This window comes from Faecalibacterium taiwanense, from assembly GCF_036632915.2.
Taxonomy (GTDB): Bacteria; Bacillota; Clostridia; order Oscillospirales; family Ruminococcaceae; genus Faecalibacterium; species Faecalibacterium taiwanense.
The window spans coordinates 1,260,263-1,281,247 of the sequence record NZ_CP155552.1 but is presented as its reverse complement, the minus strand read 5'-3'; the positions used below and the strand labels follow the sequence as shown (position 1 = coordinate 1,281,247).

Below are 20,985 nucleotides of genomic sequence, written 5' to 3'. Positions count from 1 at the left end.
ACACAGGAAAGACCTGTGGAGAATCAAAGGTGAAGCAAGAAAGCTTACTTCCCCATCCGAATCCGTTTCAGATGGATCGTAAGGAACACCAGTTCCTCGTCCGAAAGCTCCTTGTGCCAGGTGTTGCGGACATACTCCGCAATGCAGCAGGCGCATTTGTAGTGTTCGCTGCAATTGCGGGCGATCAGGGCGCGGAACACTTCGTCGTGGGTATCGTTTTCCTGCTCCTGTTTTCCTTGAAATACGCGTTGCGCAAAAAAGCGCAAATGTACTGTAAAGCGGCTGAAATCCAGTGCATCCCGGTCAAAATGGCAGTTGTAAAAGTATTCCACCACCTGCACGCAGCCATCCACAAAGCGGGTGACATCGTTCACCACGCTCATGGTGGTGTTGAGCTCTGCGTTGACGATGTGCAGCGCAATGAAGCCGCCCTCGTCGTCCGAAAGGTCTGCATGGCAGCGCTGGCGGATAGTGGCAAGGCACTCCATACCAAGGCGATACTCTTCCGGGTAGAATTCCCGAATGGGAGCCATCAGCGGGTTGGAAAAGCGAATCCCCTGCTCACTGCGCTGGATGGCAAAGCTGATGTGGTCGGCCAGCGTGATGAGCAGGCTTTCGTTCAGCGGGTAGTTCACCCGGCTGCGGATCATTGCCACCAGCTCATCGGTGAGCAGCAGATGCTCATACGGGATCTGTTCCAGAAGTTCCACCAACTTCTGCTGCACGGCAGGGCTGGTCATGCGGTAGCTGCGCTCCACGGTTTCAGCCTCGATTTTATAGCCCGGCTTAACGCCAAAGCCCAAACCGCGCCCGGTGACGATCAGCTCACAGCCCGTGGGGTCCACCACGCGCAGAATGTTGTTGTTGATCGGTTTTTTGACGGTATATTGCATTGTTTCTCCTCCTCAAGTTGAAAAAGGCAATAAAAAAAGACCATCCTCGACACAGCAAACATACCGAAGGCTGAAACACGCTTTCGGCTTGTGCTATGCAGAGTTGGTCTAGCCCGCCAAACGGTAACAATCCAACGACGCTGCTCACGTACAATTTTCTTTTTTGTAAGGCACGAACAAATTAAGCACTTGAATGGAAATTTATTCTATGCTTGATTACAATACCATATTCTTTGCGGAGTGTCAAGATGGGAACGAGTTTCTTTTTCACTTTATCAATTTTGCCCAAACTCAGGTGATTTTCTACAGCAAATCGACAAGTAAGAATATTCCTTTTTTGCTTTATATGTGCAGTTGTTTTCAATCGAGATCATTGCGGAGAAAGCTGTGCTCCATCTCGTAACTCATCACCTTCACAAAAAAACGGTCAAGAATTGCTGCCCTATATACAAAAAAGCCGCCGAGGACATCTTCCCAAAATGGGAAGAGTCCTCGACGGTATTCGCTTATCGGGTATGCTGCGGTCTGAGAACGTCCTTCTGTACAGCTCTCTATCCGCATCAACGATATTTTCGGATGGGCGGTACAAAAATATTCAGATTGATCAGCTTTGCGATAAAGGGATGCTATTTTGCAACAGCCCCAAAATCAGCTTTTTCTTAATTACAGCTGGCCCATAGCATGCTTTGCGGCCAGCATGCCGAAGGTGTAGCAGCGGCCCAGGGACAGGCCGGTCTGGTGGAACGGATAGTCCGCGCCGCCGTAGAACACGCCGCCTACGTTGCCCACGCAGTACAGGCCGTCGATGACCTTGCCGTCAGCGTCCAGAGCCTGGCCGTTGGCGTTGGTGTTCACGCCGCTGTCGATGGAGGACACGCGGATGTGCTTGCGCACGCCCCAGAAGGGAGCCTTCTCGATCTTGTGCATGTAGGCGCTCTTCTTGCCGAAGTCCGCATCGGTCCCCTGATCGCACAGCTCGTTGTAGCGGTCAATGGTCTTTTGCAGCTCATCGGCGGGCACGTCCAGCAGAGCAGCCAGCTCCTCGATGGTGTCGGCCTTATAGGTGTCGATCAGGTTGGTGAACACGCCCTGCGGGTTCTCCACGGCACCGGGGATGTACTTGGTCATCACCTGCTCCGGCACGGGGCTGTTGGCGTAGCTCATGTAGTCGCTGTCGTAGATCTGGCAGTACCAGCCCAGAGAGCCGTCCGGGTGGTTGGCATCCACGTTGGCACCGTTGTAGCGGGGCAGATACTTGGTGATGTTGCCCATGTAGACAAAGCCGGTGTCCTCGTTGCAGAAGCGCTTGCCCTCCATGTTGACGTACAGGAAGGGTTCCTCGTACATCAGGCCGGAGTCGAAGTCATGCATCATCTTGGTGTGGCCCAGGTTCTCCATCTTGGCGCCTGCGTCGATGGCCATGATGTGACCGTCGCCGGTCTTCTGGTACTGCTTCTTGTCGTAGCCGTCCACGTCCGGGCACCAGCGCTTGACCATGGCCTCGTTGTTCATGTAGTCGCCGGTGGCCAGGATAACGCCCTTGGAGGCGTTGAACTGGATGTACTTGCCGCTCTCATCCTTGGCGATGACGCCGGTCACCTTGCCGTCGGCGTGCACCAGCTTGACGGCGGGGGTGTTGAAGAAGGTCTCCAGATTGGAGTTCTTGGCCTGCACATTCTCCAGCACGGTGGCCAGCACGTCGCCCACGTTCTTGGGCTTGGGGCCGATCCACGGTGCAAAGAAGTAGCAGTGCTCATCGCCGAAGTCGTAGGTGTCCATGCGGTCCTTCCACACACCGGTCAGGTCCTGGCTGGTGCACATGTAGGCAAAGATCTCCTTCTCGTCGTTGTGCAGCAGGCTGGAGGGATCCTTCACGCTGTCCACAAGGCTGCCGTCGCCGTACTTGGTCTGGTCGGTCAGACCGGCGCGGTTCAGATACCACATCAGGGCCTCTTCGGAGTTCTCGACGTAGGCGTTCAGCAGACTGGTGTCGGCGCGCCAGTCGCACAGGCCGTTGGTCATGTGCACCCACATCTTCTTGCCGGCCTCGGTGGACTTGGACTTGATGATGGCGGAGCCGCAGTTGCCCTGGCTCACCACGATGCTCTGCTTCTGCAGCAGGGCCACATGGCCGCCCAGCTCGGCTGCCCAGCCTGCTGCGGGCACACCGGCTGCACCGGCACCCACAACGACCACGTCAAAGTCCTTGGTCTCGTCCGGGGTGATGTCGCCCAGCTCCACCACAGAGGACTCCACTTCCTCGGTGGTCAGGCCGTCGGGCACCACGGTCTCGGCCTTGCTGGCCTCGGTGGGGGCCACGGCCACGCCCTTGGCCTGGTTGATGCAGCTCTCGGCAGCCTTCTTGATGGCACCGGAGGTGATGGTGGCACCGGAGTGGCCATCCACCTCGCTGGACTGTGCGTCCAGGATCTTCTTCACCATCTCGTCGGCGATGTCGGCACCGTAGCCCTTGGTCTCGTTTGCCACGTCGATCTGCACGTCGGTGATGGCATCGGCGCTGAAGGTCATGGTCACGGTGACCGGGGTGGTGGTGTTGATGCCGGTGGCGGTGGCGCTGTAGGTGCCTGCGGTATAGGTACCGGCAGCAGTGCTGGCAGCGGTGCTGCCAGAAGCTGCGCTGTTGCCGCAGCCGGCCAGCAGGCCTGCGGCAGCTGCACCCAAGGTAGCAGTGCGCAGGAAGTTGCGGCGGGAAATCTTTTCGCTCATAATCGTTCTCCTTGCCTTTTCTTTTTCTTCGTGTGATCCGTGTTTGGCAGCAAAGTCCGCAGACTTTGTTACTGGATAAACAAAGCTTACACGTTAGAGCAGCGCGAAGGTCAAGGGCCATTTTGACAAAAATATCACAAGAATTTGTCTGATATAACAAATTCTCGTGATATTGCAATTTTATGTATATATTTTTGTCCGCGTCAGATGGTAATTCACGATGCTCCCATCGGGCTGCTCCCGGCTAGCAGCGATGCTGCTGAAGGTCTCGCCCACCGCACGGAACCCGCGCTGCACGATCTCCGCATGCAGGTCGTCCAGTGAGTCCCACCCAAAGGACCCGCGATAATCCTTTTTCCAAATGGTAGTCAGATAGTCTCCGCCGCACACCACCTCCACATGCTTTGTGCGCTTCAGCCCCAGCCTGCGAGCGGCATCGGCCTCAATCATAAGGCCGTAGTCGTACTCGTTGCGTCCCACCCGAAACTGCTCCATCACCCGCCGGGGCAGGCGGCTCACCCAGCGGGTCGCAGGCATACATTCCAGCCATTCAGCCTTTTCCTGCTGCAATTCTTTATCCCGGTCTGCTGCTTCTTCCTGTGAGAAGGTCAGTCGCCACATTTCCGGGAAATTCTGCACCCAGATGCGCCCGGCATTCTGTTCCAGTGTACGGTACTGCTCCCGCTTGTGTTCCAAAAAACGGATGGCCAGTTCGTCCAGCACCTGCCTGCGCCGCAGCTGGGCGATCTGATGGTTGAACATGGCGTCGCTCTGCTCCACCGTGGGTGCGCCGATCAGCTCCCGGCATTCTTCCAGCGAGAGCTCTGCCGCCCGCAGTTCCCTGCACAGGTTGAACCGCCGGGTATCAGTGACTGTATAGTAACGATAGCCGGTATCCTCGTTGACCTCGGGGTGGATCAGGCCCATTTTTTCATAGTAGCGCAAAGTATGGGTTGTGACACCAAGCAGAGATGCCATCTCACTGATGGTATAGCGCATAACAGTAAGCTCCTTTCCGGGCAGCAGAACCTTAGAGCTGCTCGAATGTTATTTTTCTATCCATCCTTATTATATCGTATCCGCGCACCGTTTCAAGTAAAAAAACTTTGCCGTTCTCTGCCGGAAAATACCGGGCAGCAAAAACAGGGCGTTGGCTTGGATGCCGTGACCGGCAGAGAGTAGGACTGAGTTTTAACAGAATAAATCCAACATCTTAAACCTGCTGCATAAACAAAAATCCGCCTATTATAAGTATGACTTATTCGGCGCAAAAATCAGTTCTCGAACGTTCCAAATTGGCACATTTTGGACTATTGTACGATTATTTTTCCAGTTTGGTTATTTTGCTCCCCGTGGCCGGAGCAGGCCCTGCGGGCCAACATCCACTGCCAGATCTCGCTGGCACTCAACCGCATCTACACCGAGTGGTACCCCAGCAAGGGCTACACCTTCAACATTACCAACTCCACCAGCTACGACCAGTATTACGTTCACGGACGCACCGTGTTCGATGTGATGGTGCGCATCACCGACGACATCTTCAACACCTATATCCGCAAGACCGGCACCGTAAACCCCTACTACTCTGAATACTGCGACGGTAAATCGGTCACCTGCCCGGGTCTCAAGCAGTGGGGCACCGTGACGCTGGCCAATCAGGGCCGTAACGCCTTGCAGATCCTGAAGTATTACTACGGCAACGACATCGAGATCATCCGCACCTCGAACATCCAGTCCATCCCCCAGAGCTACCCCGGTTCGCCCATCCGGCAGGGCGACAGCGGCACAGCGGTGTTCACCCTGCAGCGCCAGCTGAACCGCATCACCAAGGACTATCCCTTCCTCGGCCTGCTGACTGTGGACGGCGTGTTCGGGGCCAAGATGGCCGCCACGGTCAGGGCGTTCCAGAGGCAGTTCAACCTGACCGCCGACGGCGTAGTCGGACGACAGACATGGTACAAGATCAGCTATATCTATGTGTCGGTCAAGGATCTTGCGGAGCTGACCAGCGAGGGCGAGGTGTCCAGCGGCACTCTCTCGGACGGCACATGGGGCGGCACCGTACTGCGCACCGGCTCCACCGGCAGCGCCGTGGAACAGCTGCAGTTCTGGCTGAATACGCTGGCACAGTATGAGCCTTCCATCCCATCGTTAACAGTGGACGGCGTTTACGGCACTGGAACGGCCAACACGGTGCGGGCCTTCCAGCGCAAATACGGCCTGACCGTGGACGGCGTGGTGGGCCGTGACACATGGACCGCACTGTACGACCAGTTCCGCAGCATCCAGTCCGACAACGGCACCCCCAATGCCTACCCCGGCACCGCCCTGCGGGAGGGTGCAAGCGGACAGAATGTGCGGCTGGTGCAGTTCTGGCTCAAGATCGCGCGCACGGTGTACTCGAACCTGACCAACATCACGGTGGACGGCAAGTTCGGCAGTGCCACCACAGCGGCAGTCAAGCGGTTCCAGACCTACTTTGGCCTGACCAGCGACGGTGTGGTGGGCCGCACGACATGGAACAAGCTATACGAGGTGTACAACGACATCGCCAACAAGCTGCTGTCGTCCAGCCTGCGCCCCGGCGAGTACCCGGGCGTGCTGCGCAAAGGCTCTTCCGGCACAGCGGTGCGGGAGCTGCAGTTCTACCTCTACCTCATGAGCGCCTACGAGAGCAGCATCCCGGCCATTGGCATCGACGGACAGTTCGGTGCTTCCACCGAAGCTGCCGTGCGGGCCTACCAGCGCTTTGCGAGGCTGATTGTAGATGGCATCGTGGGACGTACCACATGGAACAGCCTGTACGACAAGGCGTCCACTCTGCGGACATCCGGGCCGGTGGTCACCCTGAAACGCCTGCCCTACCCCGGTACCCCGCTCACAGTGGGGTCTTCCGGCAGTGCAGTGCTCTACTACAGCCTGCTTTTGCAGCGCATTGCCTACTACTTTACCAGCGTGGAGGCCCCGCCCCTCTCCGACCAGTACACCGACGAGACTGCCGTCGCCGCCCGCAGCGCACAGGAGCTGCTGGGCCTGCCCGAGACCGGCATTGCGGATGCCGACACATGGACAGCTGTGGAAGCGCTGAGCCTGCAGCTCGCCGCCGAAATGCCCAACCCCGACCGCAGCATCGGGCATGGCCCGGTCTACCCGGGCCGGGCCATCGGCGCGGGCAGCGTGGGGCCGGACGTGGCGCAGGTGGAGACATGGCTGAACGGACGTTCCTGCCTGTACTGCACCGAGGGCTATGTGACCGAGAACCGCTGCTTCGGCCCGGAAGAGACTGCCGCCGTCCGGCTGGCACAGCAGCGGGCCGGGCTGCTGGTGACCGGCACCGTGGACCGCGGAACATGGGCTGCGCTGCAGGCCCAGAGCTGCCCACACTGCAGCAAGGAGGAATGAGCGATGGCACGACTTCTGATCTACGATGCCTACGAGAACAAGGTATACACCTATGCAAACCTAAACGAGAACGACCCCATGCCCTACAGCACCGGCACCACCCTGCGGGTGCGGGAATTCCGTGGCAAATCCGCCAGCCCCACCCTGTGGACCACCATTGCGGCCATGGAAGCGTGGAACCTGACCCGCCGCAAGTACGGCAAGGGCATCCCGGTGGGGTATGCCTTCCGCCGCATCTGGGAGGGCGGCCACGGCACCCGCAGCCAGCACTACGCGGGCGTATCCTTTGACGTGGGCCAAAGCCTGACCCAGACCGCCCGCACGGCCATCTACAACGCAGCCCGGGGCACCGGGGCATGGGGCTATGTGGAGCCGCTGAGCCAGACCCCCACATGGGTGCACATGGACCGCCGCTACGGCACGCCCGCCTGCAGCGGCACCACAGCAGGCTACCCCACCCTGCGGCGCGGAAGCCGCGGCTGCTATGTGATGATTCTGCAGGACGCGCTTTCCACGCTGGGCTACCAGACCGGGAGCCGCATCGACGGCATCTTTGGTGCCCGGACGGAGGAAGCGCTGAAAGGCTTCCAGCGGCGCACGAGCCTGCGTGTGGACGGTGTGTGCGGCTGCAGCAGCTGGAAAAAGATCAGCACCGCCGTCATCGGCGTGGGACGGACAAAAACGACGATCGATTGATAAACCCTCTCAGTCTCGCTTCGCTCGCCAGCTCCCCCGAAAGGGGGAGCTCTTTTGCATCTGATGGTTTGCACTCATAAAGCTCGCCCTTCGGGAGAGCTGGCACGGCGTCAGCCGTGACTGAGAGGGTTTTCTTCCCGTGAAACATCCTTCGCTTCCCATCACCGAAAGTTGAAACTTTCTCCCGCATCTGCCCTTTTCGTTGCGCGGTTTGGAAAAACGTGCTAAAATAGCTCTATTATTAAAATGGTTCATGTTGAAAACAAGAGGATTTGAGGGGTATTGTATCATGGAATTTTCCAAACGACTGGACTTGTTCGGCGACGAGATCTTCGCCGCACTGAACGAACGCAAGGTAGCTCTGGAAGCACAGGGCCGCACCATTTATAATCTGAGCGTCGGCACGCCGGACTTCGCGCCTGCCGAGCACATCCGCAAGGCCATGATGGATGCCGCTGCCGACCCGCAGAACTGGAAGTACAGCCTGCGCGACCTGCCTGAGCTGCTGGATGCTGTGTGCGGCTACTACAAGCGCCGCTTCGGCATAGAGATCACGCCGGATCAGGTGGCCAGCTGTGCGGGCAGTCAGGAGGGCGTGGGCCACATTGGTATGGTGCTGTGCGACGAGGGCGACACCGTGCTGCTGCCCACTCCCTGCTACCCGGTGTTCATTGCGGGCAGTCTGCTGGGCGGCGCAAAGCCGTGGTATTACCCGCTGACCAAGGAGCACGGCTTCCTGCCTTATGTGAAGGACATCCCGGAGGATGTGGCCCGCAAGGCAAAGTATATGATCGTCTCCCTGCCCGCAAACCCAGTGGGCAGCGTCGGCTCCCCGGAGCTGTACGCCGAGCTGGTGGCCTTTGCCAAAAAGTATGACATTCTCATCATCCACGACAACGCCTACAGCGACATTATCTTTGACGGGGCCGTGGGCAACAGCTTCTTCAATACGCCGGGTGCCATGGATGTGGGCGTGGAGTTCTTCAGCCTGTCCAAAAGCTTCAACGTCACCGGTGCCCGCATCAGCTTTCTTGTGGGCCGGAGGGACGTGGTGGCTGCCTTCAAGAAACTGCGCGGCCAGATCGATTTCGGCATGTTCCTGCCGGTGCAGAAAGCGGCCATCGCCGCCCTGACCGGCCCGCTGGACATGGTAAAAACGCAGTGCGGCCTGTACCAGCAGCGCCGCGACGCTCTGTGCGGCGGCCTGCGTTCCATTGGCTGGAATGTGCCGGACAGTCACGGCAGCATGTTCGTGTGGGCACCCATCCCGGCAAAGTACGCAAAGAGCATGGACTTCTGTCTTGACCTTGTGGAAAAGAGCGGTGTGCTGTGCACGCCGGGTTCCAGCTTTGGCCCCTTGGGCGAAGGCTACGTGCGCTTTGCCCTCACCCTGCCGCCGGAGCGCATTGCCGAGGCGGTGCAGTCCATCAAGGCAAGCGGTATCCTGAACTAAAAATAACGGGAACGTCCATGCGGCGTTCCCGTTATTTTTATGCGTTCACAATATTCTCTCCCGCGCCATCCAGCCATGTGCGCAGGTTGTTGGCAGTAATATCCATCAGCCGCTGCAGGGCTTCGTTGGTGGCCCACGCGATGTGCGGTGTCAGCAGGGCATTCGGCAGGCCGCGCAAAGGGCTTGCCTGCGGCAGCGGTTCAGTGCCAAAGGCATCGGCACCGTAAAAGCCAAGCTTCCCGTTTTTCAGCGCATCGGCCACGGCCTGCTCGTCCACCAGCGCACCGCGGGCGGTGTTCAGCAAGATCATGCCGGGCTTTGCCTTTGCAAGGGTGGCCGCGTTGATCAGCCCCCGTGTTGCAGGTGTTGCCGGGCAGTGCAGGCTGAGCACATCGCTGCGGGCAAGCAGGGTGTCAAGATCCACGAACTCCACACCGTCGGCTTCATACTCCGGCCGAACGGTGCGGGTGCACACCAACACCTCCATGCCAAAGGCCTTGGCAATGCGGGCGGTCTGCCGGCCAATGCTGCCGTAGCCATAGATGCCAAAGGTCTTGCCCAGCAGTTCCACCTGCGGCAGCAGACCGTAGGCCGCAGGCTCCTTGGTGCGCCAATGGCCGTCCTGCACAAGGCGATGGTAACGGTCGGCGCACTGGCAGATGGCCAGCAGCAGGCTGAAGGTCATCTGTGCCACACTGTAAGTAGAATAGCCCGGCACGTTGGCTACCGGCACGCCATGGCGGCGGCAGGCCTTCAGATCAAGGTTATCCGTTCCGGTGGCAATGATGCCCACCCACCTGAGCTTCGGGCACTGGGCCAGAACGGCTTCGTCGATGCGGCACTTATTCAGGAACACGATCTCCGCATCCCCGATGCGCGGCACCACCTCTTCCTGCGCGGTGCGCCCATAGCGGGTGATGTCCGGCACAAGCGCCTTCACACCCGACCAGTCCAGATCTCCCTGCTGTATGGCATAATCTTCCAGAACAACTGCTTTCATTTCAACTTCCTCACTTTCACATCATACGGGATACAGTGCCAGCACGGTGCCCTGCGGGCTTTCGCGGCTTTCCAGCGCGGCATAGCCTCGAGCCAGCAGGATGGCAATGTGCACCCGGTCGGCCAGCGGGAGCCATACCGGCGGCACATTCTGCGCAAGGCACCCGGCCTGCAGCAGAAAACACGGTGCCAGACTGTCCAGCGGGCGGATAGCCCGCAAAGCAAACCCCTGACGCAGATACAGCGGGATCAGCTCTTCTGCCGCACATTCCACCACGGCCCACCGTGCCCGCTGCCGGGCAAGAAACTCCTGCCGGGCAGCAGCCGCAGCCAGCAGCGGCGCAAGAGTCTCGGCGGCATGGCCGTCCGGCCCGGCTGCCGGGGTCAAAAAATATCCGCCTGACGTGCGGTTCCAGCCCAGAAATCGGCGCAGCGCAGCCGCCGCTGCCACATCGGCATCCATGGGCAGCAGGATGCACCCGGCTCCCGGCACACCGCGTGTACTGTACACGCCCCACACCTCGCCTACCGTCAGCATCCGCAGCACCTCGCTGCGCGGACGGTACACACTGCTCACTTCGCTCTGCGCCAGCTGGCAGAATTCCTCCGCCGAAAGCCGCCTTACCTGCCGCGTGCGCGGCGGGTCACAAACCTGGATCATTTGGTTTCCCCCATTCTTTTTCAGTATGCATCCAGCATACCGGACCGGGGGCGAGAATCGGCGCGAAACAGGGCCGCTCTTTTTGTTTTACAGATCCAGCGTTACATCCTCGCTCAGCACCTGACCAATGGGCTTTGCAATGCACAGGTCGGCTTCCGCATCTGCCCCGGTGGGCTGCATATTGATGACCACCAGATGGTCGCCCCGGAAGTACCGGGTCAGTCCTGCCGCCGGGTACACCACAAGGCTTGTGCCGCCGATGATCAGGGTATCCGCATGGCGGATGGCGTTCACCGCGCCGGACAGCACCTCCTCGTCCAGCCCTTCTTCATACAGCACCACATCCGGCTTGACGATGCCGCCGCACTCGGTGCAGCGGGGCACACCGGTGCTGTTGGCAATGAAATCCACATCATAGAACTTACCGCAGCGGGTGCAGTAGTTGCGCAGGGTGCTGCCGTGCAGCTCGTACACCGTGCGGCTGCCCGCCGCCTGATGCAGGCCGTCGATGTTCTGGGTGACGACCGCTTTCAGCCTGCCCTCCCCTTCCAGCTTTGCCAGCCGCAGGTGGGCCGCGTTGGGCTTTGCCCCCTTCACGATGAGCTTATCGCGGTAAAAACGGTAAAACTCCTCCGGATTCTCCTCCCAGAAGGTATGGCTCAGGATCGTTTCCGGCGGGTAGGCGTACTTCTGATGGTAAAGTCCGTCCACACTGCGGAAGTCCGGGATGCCGCTCTCGGTGGAAACGCCCGCCCCGCCAAAGAACACGACGCTGCTGCTTTTGGCAATGATTTCTTCCAATGCCTGTACCATAACAAAAAACGCCCCTTTCGCCGGATGTACATTTGTGTTAAGATAACTTCAGTATAACACAAACTCACAGGAAAGGAAGCGCAACTTTTGAACGTCTGGTATGTGAACAGCATTCTGGGAACCTTCCGGCTGGAAGAGGAAAACGATGCCATCTGCGGGCTGACCCTCTGCCCGGACGGCGTACCGGAACTGGAACCGCTGCCCCGCAAGGTGTGCGAGACACCGCTTTTACAGGAAGCCGAGGAGCAGCTGAACGAATATTTTGCCGGGGCGCGCAGGGAATTCGATCTGCCGCTGGCCCCCAAGGGCACCCCCTTCCAGAAGGCCGTCTGGGCCGAGATGTGCCGCATCCCCTACGGTGAGACCCGCACCTACGGCCAGCTGGCCGCCGCTGTTGGCAAGCCCAAGGCCAGCCGTGCCGTGGGCGGTGCCTGCCACTGCAACCCCATCGCCATCCTTCAGCCCTGCCACCGGGTGGTGGGCAGCACCGGCAGGCTCACCGGCTACGCCTATGGCGTGGAGATGAAGCAATATTTGCTGGAGTTGGAACAGCAGGAGTAATTTTATGATCGGAATGCCCTCCGCGTTCGCTCTGGGCATTTTCAGCGGAAAATTTATTTTATATTTGTGTTTCAGAAAAGCCTGCGGGCTTTTCTGAAACACTTTTTCACCGTAGGGTCGCTGTGGGAAACTGCATCATACACAAAAGAGCCATTGCACATCCATTTTGTGCAACGGCTCTTTATTTTTCACTCCGTTTTACTGTGCACTGTAAATGCTGCCCATCGTCCAGGAATTATCCGCGCTGTACTTGGCGTGGTTGCGCAGGTAGGTGACCCATGCGCCGTAGCCGTTGCCTGCAGAGAGATGCACGCCATCCGGCGCTGCAAGCATCTCCTTCAGGTTGCCCTCGCCGTCGGCAAGGGTCTCCCACAGGTCAAGGTAAACGCATCCCTTGCTGGCGGCCAGCTGAGCCAGCTGCTCGTTCACACCGCGCAGCACATCCGATGCAAGGCCGGGCTTTTCGGCAGCTGCCGAGGGTCGCACCGGCGGGATAGACTGCACGTAGATCACGCAGTCCTCGCCCAAAGCCTCGCGCAGCATATCCAGCATCTGGCCATAGTAGGCAAGGAAGCGATCCGAAGCGCCCAGCGTGGTGAGGGTGTTAGTGCCCAGCAGGATATACAGCTTCTTGGGCCGGGCAGCGGCCAGCACATCCAGCGCTACCTCCTGCCCGCGGGTGGGGCTTTTGACTGCGCTGCGGTTCACAATGGCATCCGGGCCAACGCCGGTATAGCCGCAGATGAGTGCCCCGTCCAGATTGATCTGGTAATCCGAGAAGCCCACCGTCAGACTGTCACCCAGAAAGGCTGCGTCCGCGAAGTAGCTCAGGTCCACCTGCCCGCAGCTGGGCTGGCGGATGACGCTGGCATCATAGGCTTTGACGGTGTAGGCCCCAGCGCTCTGCTTTGCAGGGCCAAAGTTCTCCAGTGTGACGGCCTGCCCACCGGTGCTGCCATCCTGTGCAGCACTGCTGCTATCCGCTTCGCCCTGCATGGGCAGCGGTGCCAGAATGTTCTCGGCAATGCCGCTGGCGTTGGTAGACGGGGTATCGTCCGCGCCCTCTGCGCCCTTTTCCAGAATGGCCGTGATGGCGTAGGATACCAGCAAAATGGCGACCACTGCGCCCAGAAAGCGCAGCTTGCCGCTGACTGTACCGCGCCGTGCCCGGCGCGGCGCAGAATGATACTCGTGTGAAATGCCCATGGTTTTTCCAGCTTTCTCCATTTTTCCCGCACAGAAGGGGGTTTTATCCGCCCGGGGCTGTGCGTTTTTTATTTTATCATAATTTTTTTGCCTGTGCAACCAATTAGGTCTTGCATACAACAGGCAAAACAGGTACAATAAGGATGTGGTAATTTTGCACATTTTACAAAAAGGGTGTGCACATGCCGCAAACTTTTTTGTATCACTTGCAGCATCCGGTTTGTTTGCCGCACGGTCTGCGGGCAGTGCAGGGCCTTTAGACCAAACCCCACTCTGGCGGCGCGGAAGCCGGAACCTGCAGCGATGTACAAATGATAAGAATGAAATTTGCAAAAGGAGGTACTCATGGCCAAGAATGTGATCATTGGTCAGAGCGGCGGCCCTACCGCCGTGATCAACTCCAGTCTGGCAGGCGTGTACAAAGCCGCCTGCAGCCTGGGTGCAGACAAGGTGTACGGCATGAAATACGGCATCGAAGGTCTGCTCAAGGAAGAAATGCTGGAGCTGAACGTCCTGCTGGACGACCGCATGAGCATTGAACTGCTCAAGCGCACGCCTTCCAGCTACCTTGGCAGCTGCCGTTACAAGCTGCCGGACCCGGATGTGGACTCCGCACCCTTCATCAAACTGTTCACCCTGTTTGACAAGTACGACATCTGCGCGGTGTTCTACATTGGCGGTAACGACTCCATGGACACCATCGCAAAGCTTTCCCGCTACGGTGAGCGCGTGGGCAGCAGCGTGCGGTTCATCGGTGTGCCCAAAACCATCGACAACGACCTGTGCCTGACCGACCACACCCCCGGCTACGGCTCTGCCGCCAAGTACATTGCCACTATTTTAAAGGAAGTCATCCGGGATTCCTCCGTGTATGACATCCGCAGCGTGACCGTGGCCGAGATCATGGGCCGACATGCGGGCTGGCTTGCCGGTGCGGCCTGCCTTGCGGGCGGCGACGACTGCGAAGGCCCGGATCTGATCCTGCTGCCGGAGGTGCCCTTCGATCAGGACAAGTTCCTTGCCAAGGTGGACGAGCTGCAGCGCCGCAAGTCCAATGTGATCATTGCGGCCAGCGAGGGCGTAAAGACCGCCGACGGCACCTATCTGTGCGATCTGGTGTCCACCGCAGGCCAGCTGGATGCCTTTGGCCACAAGGCCGTGCTCAGCGGCACCAGCCGTTATCTCTCCGACCTCATCCACGACAAGCTGAACTGCAAGAGCCGTGCCATCGAGTTTTCCACCCTGCAGCGCTGCGCCAGCCATCTGGCCAGCCGCACGGATGTGAACGAAGCCTACGCTGTGGGCGGTGCCGCAGCAGCAGCAGCCTTTGCGGGCGAGACCGGCCGCATGATCGCGCTCAAGCGCATTTCCGCTTATCCCTACCAGTGCATCACCGAGTCGGTGGATGTGCAGCAGGTGGCAAACCTTGAAAAGAAGGTGCCGCTGGACTGGATCAGCCCCGACGGGATGCAGGTGACTGCTGCCTTTGAGGAGTACGCCCGCCCGCTGATCCTGGACGAGGTAACGCCCGTCTATGTCAACGGCACCCCGCGCCATATCCGTCTGTAACCCCTTTTCCCGCGTCTGTTTTCGTGCATCCTGCACGTAATATTATATTGCCGAAACAGAAAAACAAAAAAGGAGAAATCATCATGGGTAAAAATGCAATCGTTGGTCAGTCTGGCGGTCCTACTTCCGTCATCAATGCAAGCCTTGCAGGCGTCTTTGAGAGCTGCAAGAACCGCGGCGCAGAGATCGTTTACGGTATGTGCAATGGCGTTGCCGGTTTGCTGGAGGAGCGGGTGGTGGATCTTTCCACCGTGCTGACGGACGATCTGGACATCGAGCTGCTCAAGCGCACCCCGTCCAGCTTCCTCGGCAGCTGCCGCTACAAGCTGCCGGACTGGCATGAGGACGAGACCGTCTACAAAAAGCTGTTCGCCATTCTGGAAAAGCTGAACATCGGCTACTTCTTCTACATCGGCGGCAACGACTCCATGGACACCATCGGCAAGCTGGCCGAGTACGGCGAGCGCATCCAGAGCGACATTCGCTTTATGGGCGTGCCCAAGACCATCGACAACGACCTGATGGTCACCGACCACACCCCCGGCTACGGCTCTGCTGCCAAGTACATCGGCGTGGTGATGAAGGAGATCATCCGCGACGCCACCGTGTACGGCACCAAGTACGTCACCGTGGTGGAGATCATGGGCCGCAACGCCGGCTGGCTGACCGCTGCCGCCGCTCTGGCAAAGAGTGACGACTGCGAGGGTGTGGACATGATCTGCCTGCCCGAAGTGCCCTTCAATGTGGAACACTTCATTGAGAAGGTGCGCGTGATGCAGGAGAAGAAGCCCAGCATCGTGATCGCCGTTTCCGAAGGCGTGAAGCTGGAAGATGGCCGCTACGTCTGTGAGCTGGCCGACGATGTGCACGCAGTGGACGCTTTCGGCCATAAGGCCCTGACCGGCACCGCACGGTATCTGGCAAATGTGGTGGCCCGCAATCTGGACACAAAGACCCGCTGCATCGAGCTTTCCACCCTGCAGCGCTGCGCAGGCCATCTGACCAGCCGCACCGACATCACCGAAGCCTATCAGGTGGGCGGTGCTGCCGCCAAGGCGGCCTTTGAGGGCGTTACCGGCCAGATGGTGGCCCTGAAGCGCATCTCCAACAGCCCGTACCAGTGCACCACCGAGCTGCACCCCATCAGCGAGGTTGCAAATCTCGAAAAGAAGGTGCCGCTGAGCTGGATGAACGCCAACCACACCCAGATGACCGATGAGTTTCTGGCTTATGCCCGCCCGCTGATCCAGGCCGAGCTGACCCCGCTGTACATTGCCGGTCTGCCCCACCACATCTACATGAAGAATCAGAAGTGATCTCTCCTGCATTGATTTTTCTCAAGGCATGATGAAAGCCCGTCCGAGTTTTACGCCCGGACGGGCTTTTTGCATTTCGGTATTCTCCGCTTTAGAACATCAGACCGCTGCGCCGACTTTGGGTGCGCCGCCTGCGATCTCCTCTGCCGTCAGAGGCTTTGCCTCCACCGGGGCATTCAGGCGCTCTTTGGCCACTGCCAGCATCAGCTTGATGCGGTTCTCCTGATTGACCTTGGTGGCGCTGGGGTCGTAATCGATGGGGGTGATGTTGGCACTGGGGTACAGGGCGCGGATCTTGTTCACCATGCCCTTGCCCACGATGTGGTTGGGCAGGCAGCCGAAGGGCTGGGCACACACGATGTTGCCGTAGCCGCCCTGCACCAGCTCGATCATCTCGGCAGTCAGCAGCCAGCCCTCGCCCATCTTGGCACCCAGCGAAATGATGCCCTTGGGCTTTTCCACCAGCTCCTTGAAGGGGCCGGGGGCGTAGAAGCCGGCATCGGCCTCAGCCTTGAGCATGGCGCGCTCGATGCTGTCCAGCCAGTTCAGGAACTGGTCAATGCCGATCTTCACCGCCAGTTTGCCGCCGTACAGGACGTGGTCCTCGCCCATGTTAAAGGCGCAGTACTGCACAAAGCCCATCAGGCCCGGGAAGTTCACCTCGCAGTCCTGACTTTCCAGGAACTTCTGCAGGTCGTTGTTGCCCAGCGGGCTGTACTTGACGTAAATTTCGCCAACCACGCCCACCTTGACCTTGGGCACCCGGGTAACGGGGATGGCAGCAAAGTCCTTTGCGATGAGGGGGAAGGTGTGCTTCATCTCCTTGGAGGTGTAGCCCTTGCCTGCCAGCAGCACGCGGCCCAAGCGTTCCACCCACAGGTCTACCATCTTATCGGCAGCCCCCTTCTCGTTCTCGTAAGGTGCCACCTGATTGCGCAAAGCGCACAGCATATCGCCGTAGAAGATGCAGGCCAGCGCACGGCGGGCCAGCGGCAGGGTCATCTGGAAGCCGCTGTCCTTTTCCAGACCCGAGAAGTTCAGGCTGGCCACCGGGATCTGCGGATAGCCCGCCTTGACCAGTGCCTTGCGCAGCAGATGAATGTAGTTGGAAGCACGGCAGCCACCGCCGGTCTGGGTGATGAGCAGCGCAGTATGCTCCAGATCGTACTTGCCGCTGTTCAGCGCGTCCAGAAACTGACCGATGACCAGCAGAGCCGGGTAGCAGGTGTCGTTGTGGACGTATTTCAGGCCCAGCTGTGCCACGGCACTGCCGCAGTTGCCCAGAATTTCGCACTTGTAGCCGTCGTAACGCAGAGCGTACTCCAGCAGGCGGAACTGGGTAATGGCCATGTTGGGGATGAGGATGGTGTGGGTCTTCTTCATCTCCGGAGTAAATTTGGGATAATTGTATTCCATAGGTTCCTCCTATGTTGCTTTCTTAAAAAGCTTTTTGCTCTATCTCTATTTTATTCTGCCTTTTCTGCGGCCACCTCGTCCCGCTCATCCAGAGCGGCAAACAGGCTGCGCAGACGGATATTCACGGCACCCAGATTGGTGATCTCGTCGATCTTGAGCTGGGTGTAGAGCTTGCCGCCCTCCTGCAGAATTTCGCGGGTCTCGTCGGTGGTGATGGCATCCACGCCGCAGCCGAAGGACACCAGCTGCACCAGATCCATATCTTTCTGGGTGGTGCAGTACTTGGCGGCGGCATACAGGCGGCTGTGGTAGGTCCACTGGTTCAGTACGCTGGTAGGGAACTTCTGCACCCGGTTGGAAATGCTGTCCTCGGTAACAACGGCAGCACCGTGGCGGGTGATGAGGCGGTCGATGCCGTGGTTCACCTCGGGGTCCACATGGTAGGGGCGGCCTGCCAGCACGATGATGCGCTTGCCCTGACGGCGGGCTTCATCGATGATCTCGCTGCCCTTCACGCGGATCTTTGCCATGTGGGACTCGTATTCCGCATAGGCGGCATCTGCTGCGGCCTGCACCTCTTTTTCAGAGATGCCGCCGAAGTACTTGGGCAGGATGTTCTTTGCCATCTTGTGCACAAAGTCCTTAGGGCGGTGGATGCCCACATAGTCATAGATGAACTTGGTGCCCTCCAGCTCCGGGCAGTTGCCTGCCAGAACCTCGGGGTAGTAGGCCACCACCGGGCAGTTATAATGGTTGTCGCCCAGGCCCTCGTCCACATTGTAGGTCAGGCAGGGGTAGAAAATAGCGTCCAGCTGCATCTGGCTCAGGGCCTTGATGTGGCCGTGGCTCAGCTTTGCCGGGAAGCAGGCGGTATCGCTGGGGATAGTAGCCTGACCGGCGAGGTACAGGCCGCGGCTGGACACCGGGCTGGTGTGCACGGCAAAGCCAAGCTTTGTCCAGAAGGCCCACCAGAAGGGCAGCAGCTCGTAGAAGCCCAGACACAGCGGGATGCCGATGGAGCCGCGCTTGCCGGCCACCGGCTTATACTCGGCCAGCAGCTGCTGCTTGTAGGCGTAGAGGTTCAGGCTGTCGTCGGCACTCTTGCCGGTCACGGGCTTGTCGCAGCGGTTGCCGGAGATGTACTTGCGGCCATCCGCAAAGGTGTTGACGGTGAGCTGGCAGTGGTTGCCGCAGCCGCCGCACTTGACGCTGACCACCTTCTGCGCAAAGGCTTCCAGCTCCTGCTCGTTCATCATGGCAGAAGCAGTCTTGTGGGCCTTCTGGCTCTGGCGCAGGCCGAACAGAGCCGCACCGTAAGCGCCCATCAAGCCGGCAATGTCCGGGCGGATGACCTCCACGCCCATCTCCTTTTCAAAGGCGCGCAGCACGGCTTCATTATAAAAGGTACCGCCCTGCACCACGATCTTGCGGCCCAGCTCTTCCGGGCTGGAAGCGCGGATGACCTTGTACAGTGCGTTCTTGACCACGCTGATGGACAGGCCTGCCGAGATGTTCTCGATGCTGGCACCGTCCTTCTGGGCCTGCTTGACCGAGCTGTTCATGAACACGGTGCAGCGGCTGCCCAGATCCACCGGACGGTCTGCGAACAGGCCAAGGCTTGCAAATTTCTTCACGTCATAGCCCAGTGCCTGTGCAAAGGTCTGCAAAAAGCTGCCACAGCCGGAGGAGCAGGCTTCGTTCAGGAAGATGTTGCTGATGGCACCATCTTCGATCTTGAAGCACTTCATGTCCTGACCGCCGATGTCGATGATGAAATCCACATCCGGCATAAAGTATTTTGCAGCGGTAAAGTGCGCCACCGTTTCCACCAGACCGTAATCGCAGCGGAATGCGTTCTTCACCAGCTCTTCGCCGTAGCCGGTGGTGGTCACGCTGGCCACCTGCAGGCCCGGGTGCTCCTTGTAAATTTTGAGCAGCTGCTCCCGGATGAGGGGCAGCGGGTTGCCGAGGTTCGGTTGATAGTTGGTGTAAAGGATCTGGCTCTTCTCGTCCACCACCACCAGCTTGACGGTGGTGGAGCCGGAGTCGATGCCGATATGCACCGGCCCGCACTGCGCGCTGAACGGCACACGCGGCACACTGTGGGACATGTGGCGGGCGTGGAACGCCTCATACTCCTCCTTGCTGGCGAACAGCGGTGGCTCGCTGGCGTAGGTGGCAGTGGCAGCATACTGATCCAGCGCATCGGCCACCTCGGACAGAACGAAAGCCTTGTCGGCATAGAGGGCAGCGCCCAGTGCCACATACAGCAGGCTGTTCTCCGGGCAGATGCCGGTCACGTTCAGCGCTTCGTCAAAGCTCTTGCGCAGCACGCTGCTGAAGGTGAGCGGGCCGCCCAGATACAGGATATTGCCCTTGATGGGACGGCCCTGTGCAAGGCCTGCAATGGTCTGGTTGACCACAGCCTTATAAATGCTGGCAGCAATGTCCTCGGTGCGGGCACCCTGATTGATCAGGGGCTGCACGTCGCTCTTGGCAAACACGCCGCAACGGGACGCAATGGTGTAGGTGCGCTGTGCGTTCTCTGCTGCCTTGTTCATCTCGTCGGCACCCATTTTCAGCAGGGTGGCCATCTGGTCGATAAAGGCACCGGTGCCGCCGGCACAGCTGCCGTTCATGCGCACCTCGGTACCGTTGGTCAGAAACAGGATCTTGGCATCCTCACCGCCCAGCTCGATCACGCAGTCGGTGGCAGGCACAAAGCGCTTGACCGCTACGCGGGTGGAGAACACCTCCTGCACAAAGGGCACGCCGCAGCTGTCGGCCAGACCCATGCCCGCCGAACCGGAAATGCTCAGCAACGCCTTCTGACCGTGCAGCTGCTCGGCATCGATGCGGCGCAGCAGCTCCTGCGCCTTTTCCAGAATATGGCTGTAATGCCGTTCGTATGTAGAATACAGCAGCGCATCATGTTCATCCAGCACCACACACTTGATGGTGGTACTGCCGATGTCAAGACCTACTCTCACGTTGTTTTTCCTCCTAAGGACAAATGCCGGAGGCAAAGCCCCCGGTGGACGGCAAAATCAATTTCTTTGCCAAAAATTAGTTTGTTAACGAATCATTTTGTCAATTCGCATACAAATGTATTATAATCCAATTTTGCGGCACAATCAATCAGCGTCCCTTATTTTACACAGAAAAAATAGTATTTTCCGCTCAAAAAGTTAAACATTTTGTGAACTTGTCGCTTTTTATGCGGCTGCACCGGTGTCTCGGCAAAGTTTTTTAACCTTTGCCAACAAAAAAGGA

At 58.9% G+C, this 20,985-nt stretch carries 15 protein-coding genes; 6 read left to right on the top strand and 9 right to left on the bottom strand.

Annotated features, from left to right (window positions below; genetic code table 11):
• Positions 1-44 precede the first annotated feature (44 nt).
• The 3 genes from PXT33_RS06545 to PXT33_RS06535 all read right to left on the bottom strand — a co-directional run bounded on the left by PXT33_RS06545 (position 45) and on the right by PXT33_RS06535 (position 4,619).
• The gene (locus tag PXT33_RS06545) at positions 45-893 is read right to left on the bottom strand and encodes a PRD domain-containing protein (protein WP_120121159.1); all 849 of its coding nucleotides are present in this window, start codon (positions 891-893) and stop codon (positions 45-47) included.
• A gap of 663 nt (positions 894-1,556) precedes the next feature.
• Entirely contained in the window at positions 1,557-3,620 is a 2,064-nt protein-coding gene (locus PXT33_RS06540) for an FAD-binding protein (protein WP_298637965.1), read from the bottom strand.
• A 180-nt stretch (positions 3,621-3,800) separates the two neighbouring features.
• On the bottom strand, positions 3,801-4,619 hold the full coding sequence (locus PXT33_RS06535; protein ID WP_120079433.1) for a MerR family transcriptional regulator: 819 nt from the start codon (positions 4,617-4,619) through the stop codon (positions 3,801-3,803).
• A gap of 306 nt (positions 4,620-4,925) precedes the next feature.
• Between PXT33_RS06535 and PXT33_RS06530 the strand changes: the two genes are divergently transcribed.
• The 3 genes from PXT33_RS06530 (at position 4,926) to PXT33_RS06520 (ending at position 9,171) form a co-directional block, all read left to right on the top strand.
• Entirely contained in the window at positions 4,926-7,022 is a 2,097-nt protein-coding gene (locus PXT33_RS06530; RefSeq protein ID WP_347070531.1) for a peptidoglycan-binding protein, read from the top strand.
• Between the two features lie 3 nt (positions 7,023-7,025).
• On the top strand, positions 7,026-7,718 hold the full coding sequence (locus PXT33_RS06525; RefSeq protein ID WP_005939873.1) for a peptidoglycan-binding protein: 693 nt from the start codon (positions 7,026-7,028) through the stop codon (positions 7,716-7,718).
• Positions 7,719-8,007: 289 nt separating this feature from the next.
• Complete coding sequence (locus tag PXT33_RS06520; RefSeq protein ID WP_223387891.1) at positions 8,008-9,171, top strand: pyridoxal phosphate-dependent aminotransferase; 1,164 nt, start codon at positions 8,008-8,010, stop codon at positions 9,169-9,171.
• A 37-nt stretch (positions 9,172-9,208) separates the two neighbouring features.
• Here the strand turns inward: PXT33_RS06520 and PXT33_RS06515 are convergent, their stop codons facing one another.
• The 3 genes from PXT33_RS06515 to PXT33_RS06505 form a co-directional block, all read right to left on the bottom strand.
• Complete coding sequence (locus PXT33_RS06515) at positions 9,209-10,171, bottom strand: D-2-hydroxyacid dehydrogenase (protein ID WP_332376149.1); 963 nt, start codon at positions 10,169-10,171, stop codon at positions 9,209-9,211.
• Between the two features lie 21 nt (positions 10,172-10,192).
• Complete coding sequence (locus PXT33_RS06510) at positions 10,193-10,831, bottom strand: hypothetical protein (protein ID WP_207698277.1); 639 nt, start codon at positions 10,829-10,831, stop codon at positions 10,193-10,195.
• 87 nt (positions 10,832-10,918) lie between these two features.
• Positions 10,919-11,644: an NAD-dependent protein deacylase gene (locus PXT33_RS06505; protein WP_332376148.1), complete on the bottom strand. Its 726-nt coding sequence runs from the start codon at positions 11,642-11,644 to the stop codon at positions 10,919-10,921.
• 87 nt (positions 11,645-11,731) lie between these two features.
• On the opposite strand from PXT33_RS06505, the gene PXT33_RS06500 reads away from it, so the two are divergent.
• Positions 11,732-12,205 carry a methylated-DNA--[protein]-cysteine S-methyltransferase gene (locus tag PXT33_RS06500; protein ID WP_332376147.1) on the top strand — a complete coding sequence of 158 codons (474 nt, stop codon included), beginning with the start codon at positions 11,732-11,734 and terminating at the stop codon, positions 12,203-12,205.
• A 198-nt stretch (positions 12,206-12,403) separates the two neighbouring features.
• Here PXT33_RS06500 and PXT33_RS06495 read toward each other — a convergent pair whose 3' ends face one another.
• Entirely contained in the window at positions 12,404-13,411 is a 1,008-nt protein-coding gene (locus PXT33_RS06495) for a GDSL-type esterase/lipase family protein (protein WP_097774767.1), read from the bottom strand.
• 345 nt (positions 13,412-13,756) lie between these two features.
• Between PXT33_RS06495 and PXT33_RS06490 the strand changes: the two genes are divergently transcribed.
• Together PXT33_RS06490 and PXT33_RS06485 are read left to right on the top strand one after the other, a co-directional pair.
• Positions 13,757-14,980, top strand: a complete 1,224-nt coding sequence (locus tag PXT33_RS06490) for a 6-phosphofructokinase (RefSeq protein WP_120079423.1) — start codon at positions 13,757-13,759, stop codon at positions 14,978-14,980.
• Between the two features lie 83 nt (positions 14,981-15,063).
• Positions 15,064-16,296, top strand: a complete 1,233-nt coding sequence (locus tag PXT33_RS06485; protein WP_097781973.1) for a 6-phosphofructokinase — start codon at positions 15,064-15,066, stop codon at positions 16,294-16,296.
• Between the two features lie 99 nt (positions 16,297-16,395).
• Here PXT33_RS06485 and PXT33_RS06480 read toward each other — a convergent pair whose 3' ends face one another.
• Together PXT33_RS06480 and PXT33_RS06475 are read right to left on the bottom strand one after the other, a co-directional pair.
• Positions 16,396-17,712 (bottom strand): 2-hydroxyacyl-CoA dehydratase, encoded by a 1,317-nt coding sequence (locus tag PXT33_RS06480; protein ID WP_118528096.1) that lies wholly within the window; start codon positions 17,710-17,712, stop codon positions 16,396-16,398.
• Between the two features lie 50 nt (positions 17,713-17,762).
• Positions 17,763-20,702 (bottom strand): acyl-CoA dehydratase activase, encoded by a 2,940-nt coding sequence (locus PXT33_RS06475; RefSeq protein WP_207698282.1) that lies wholly within the window; start codon positions 20,700-20,702, stop codon positions 17,763-17,765.
• Between the last annotated feature and the right edge of the window lie 283 nt (positions 20,703-20,985).

Bases quoted from the DNA above. Each gene is read 5' to 3' on its own strand.
- PXT33_RS06545 (WP_120121159.1), bottom strand. From the start codon at position 893: ATGCAATATACCGTCAAAAAACCGATCAACAACAACATTCTGCGCGTG.
- PXT33_RS06540 (WP_298637965.1), bottom strand. From the start codon at position 3,620: ATGAGCGAAAAGATTTCCCGCCGCAACTTCCTGCGCACTGCTACCTTG.
- PXT33_RS06535 (WP_120079433.1), bottom strand. From the start codon at position 4,619: ATGCGCTATACCATCAGTGAGATGGCATCTCTGCTTGGTGTCACAACC.
- PXT33_RS06525 (WP_005939873.1), top strand. From the start codon at position 7,026: ATGGCACGACTTCTGATCTACGATGCCTACGAGAACAAGGTATACACC.
- PXT33_RS06520 (WP_223387891.1), top strand. From the start codon at position 8,008: ATGGAATTTTCCAAACGACTGGACTTGTTCGGCGACGAGATCTTCGCC.
- PXT33_RS06515 (WP_332376149.1), bottom strand. From the start codon at position 10,171: ATGAAAGCAGTTGTTCTGGAAGATTATGCCATACAGCAGGGAGATCTG.
- PXT33_RS06510 (WP_207698277.1), bottom strand. From the start codon at position 10,831: ATGATCCAGGTTTGTGACCCGCCGCGCACGCGGCAGGTAAGGCGGCTT.
- PXT33_RS06505 (WP_332376148.1), bottom strand. From the start codon at position 11,644: ATGGTACAGGCATTGGAAGAAATCATTGCCAAAAGCAGCAGCGTCGTG.
- PXT33_RS06495 (WP_097774767.1), bottom strand. From the start codon at position 13,411: ATGGGCATTTCACACGAGTATCATTCTGCGCCGCGCCGGGCACGGCGC.
- PXT33_RS06490 (WP_120079423.1), top strand. From the start codon at position 13,757: ATGGCCAAGAATGTGATCATTGGTCAGAGCGGCGGCCCTACCGCCGTG.
- PXT33_RS06485 (WP_097781973.1), top strand. From the start codon at position 15,064: ATGGGTAAAAATGCAATCGTTGGTCAGTCTGGCGGTCCTACTTCCGTC.
- PXT33_RS06480 (WP_118528096.1), bottom strand. From the start codon at position 17,712: ATGGAATACAATTATCCCAAATTTACTCCGGAGATGAAGAAGACCCAC.